The organism is Arthrobacter sp. H14 (assembly GCF_000520495.1).
GTDB lineage: Bacteria > Actinomycetota > Actinomycetes > Actinomycetales > Micrococcaceae > Arthrobacter_C.
Map to the genome: position 1 here is coordinate 66,596 of NZ_KI914637.1, position 2,329 is coordinate 68,924.

Genomic DNA, 2,329 nt, shown 5'->3' on the forward strand with positions numbered 1-2,329 from the left:
GCGGCCGGGGGGCCGGCAACGGCCCGTCCAAATCCAAAGTGTCCCGGCTGTCTGCGGCGGCGCGCCGGGCGCACGAACGCGAGAGCGCCAGGTACTCCGTCCGCCAGCCGGTCATTGGCTGGGCGAAGGACGAGGAGGCCGCGGACGGCGGGGCCAGGACGAAGGATGGCGGTTCTGCAAACGGAGCCGCTTCCGGAGCCGGCAACGCCGCTCCGGTTCCCGCGAAGTCGTTCTCAGGCAGGTTGCTGGCCCTCGGCGTCGTCCTGGTCACAATTACGGTGCTGCTGGCCCCGACGGTGAAAACCTATCTGGAGCAGCGTGCCGAGATTAATGCCTTGCAGGGGGAAATCGCGGTACAGCAGGACGAGCGGGCGGAACTGAGACATCAGCTTGCCCGTTGGGAAGATCCTGCCTACATCAAACAGCAGGCGCGCAACCGGCTGTTTTTGGTAATGCCGGGCGAGACGCGATACTTGGTAATGGGCGCCGACGACGCACAGGACCAGTCCAACGTGCCCGCATCCCCGGAGGGGGATGAGGACGTTCCCTGGGTCGACGCTCTTTTCGAATCCATCAAACGTTCCGGCACAGACTAAAACCGACACGAAGGACCGCGGTGACTGATTCTTCCCGCACGGTACAGCGCGGGGATCCCGACACCCTCAGCCGCCAACTTGGCAGGCCGGTGCGCGACGTCGTCGAAATCGGCGCCCGCTGCGTCTGCGGCAACCCGCTGGTGGCAACCACCGCACCGCGGCTGAGCAAGGGCATCCCCTTTCCGACGACGTTCTACGTCACCCACCCCGTCATCACCGCTGCCGTATCGCGGCTCGAAGCGTCCGGCCTGATGACCGAAATGAGTGAGCGGCTGCTGCGGGACGAAGAACTCGCCGCGGCCTACCAAGCGGCGCATGAGCACTACCTGGCTGTCCGGGATGAAATCGGGGAGCGGACCGGCGTCGGACCCGTACCCGAAATCGCGGGCGTTTCAGCCGGCGGAATGCCGGTGCGGGTCAAGTGCCTGCATGTCCTGGTCGGACACTCGCTCGCCGCCGGCCCGGGGATCAACCCGCTCGGCGATGAGGCACTCGAACAGATCCGGCCATGGTGGACGGTGGACCGCTGCTACTGCGCCGGAGCCTGGGACGAGGCCGGACCGGTTCCGGCCAAGGACCTGAGCCGCCACGTCAAGACCCAGGAGCAGAAGCCCGCTACCGTGGGGATGCCCAACACGAATCAGGAAGGACACTGATGCGCGTCGGTGCCATTGACTGCGGTACGAACTCGATCCGCTTGTTGATTGCCGACGTCGAATCCGGCGGAGGGGACGTGGCCAGCAATGGCGGCGTGGGTAGCAACGTGGGTAACGTCGACGGCGGCAGCCGGCTGACCGACGTCGTCCGGTTAATGCGCGTGGTCCGCCTCGGCCAGGGCGTCGATGCCACCGGCCGGCTGGCGGAGGAAGCACTGGAACGCACCTTCACGGCGGTGGAGGAGTATGCCGGCCTGATGCGGGAACACGGCGTCGAGCAGATCCGGTTCGTGGCCACCTCCGCGACCCGGGACGCCGAAAACCGGCAGGTGTTCCTGATGACCGAAATGAGTGAGCGGCTGCTGCGGGACGAAGAACTCGCCGCGGCCTACCAAGCGGCGCATGAGCACTACCTGGCTGTCCGGGATGAAATCGGGGAGCGGACCGGCGTCGGACCCGTACCCGAAATCGCGGGCGTTTCAGCCGGCGGAATGCCGGTGCGGGTCAAGTGCCTGCATGTCCTGGTCGGACACTCGCTCGCCGCCGGCCCGGGGATCAACCCGCTCGGCGATGAGGCACTCGAACAGATCCGGCCATGGTGGACGGTGGACCGCTGCTACTGCGCCGGAGCCTGGGACGAGGCCGGACCGGTTCCGGCCAAGGACCTGAGCCGCCACGTCAAGACCCAGGAGCAGAAGCCCGCTACCGTGGGGATGCCCAACACGAATCAGGAAGGACACTGATGCGCGTCGGTGCCATTGACTGCGGTACGAACTCGATCCGCTTGTTGATTGCCGACGTCGAATCCGGCGGAGGGGACGTGGCCAGCAATGGCGGCGTGGGTAGCAACGTGGGTAACGTCGACGGCGGCAGCCGGCTGACCGACGTCGTCCGGTTAATGCGCGTGGTCCGCCTCGGCCAGGGCGTCGATGCCACCGGCCGGCTGGCGGAGGAAGCACTGGAACGCACCTTCACGGCGGTGGAGGAGTATGCCGGCCTGATGCGGGAACACGGCGTCGAGCAGATCCGGTTCGTGGCCACCTCCGCGACCCGGGACGCCGAAAACCGGCAGGTGTT

3 protein-coding genes and 1 pseudogene are annotated in these 2,329 nt (G+C 66.8%); all 4 read left to right on the top strand.

Annotated elements, in window-relative coordinates:
- Nucleotides 1-596: FtsB family cell division protein (locus tag Y707_RS23785; RefSeq protein ID WP_253905069.1), on the top strand; the 596-nt coding region annotated here is incomplete at its 5' end.
- 20 nt (nucleotides 597-616) lie between these two features.
- Nucleotides 617-1,252, top strand: a complete 636-nt coding sequence (locus Y707_RS23790) for a DUF501 domain-containing protein (protein WP_051441683.1) — start codon at nucleotides 617-619, stop codon at nucleotides 1,250-1,252.
- The gene (locus tag Y707_RS29565; RefSeq protein ID WP_081744643.1) at nucleotides 1,252-1,995 is read left to right on the top strand and encodes a DUF501 domain-containing protein; all 744 of its coding nucleotides are present in this window, start codon (nucleotides 1,252-1,254) and stop codon (nucleotides 1,993-1,995) included. The genes Y707_RS23790 and Y707_RS29565 overlap by 1 nt, the downstream gene beginning before the upstream one ends.
- Nucleotides 1,995-2,329 (top strand): annotated as a pseudogene (locus tag Y707_RS23800) (Ppx/GppA phosphatase family protein); the annotation flags it as partial. The gene Y707_RS29565 and the pseudogene Y707_RS23800, both read left to right, overlap by 1 nt.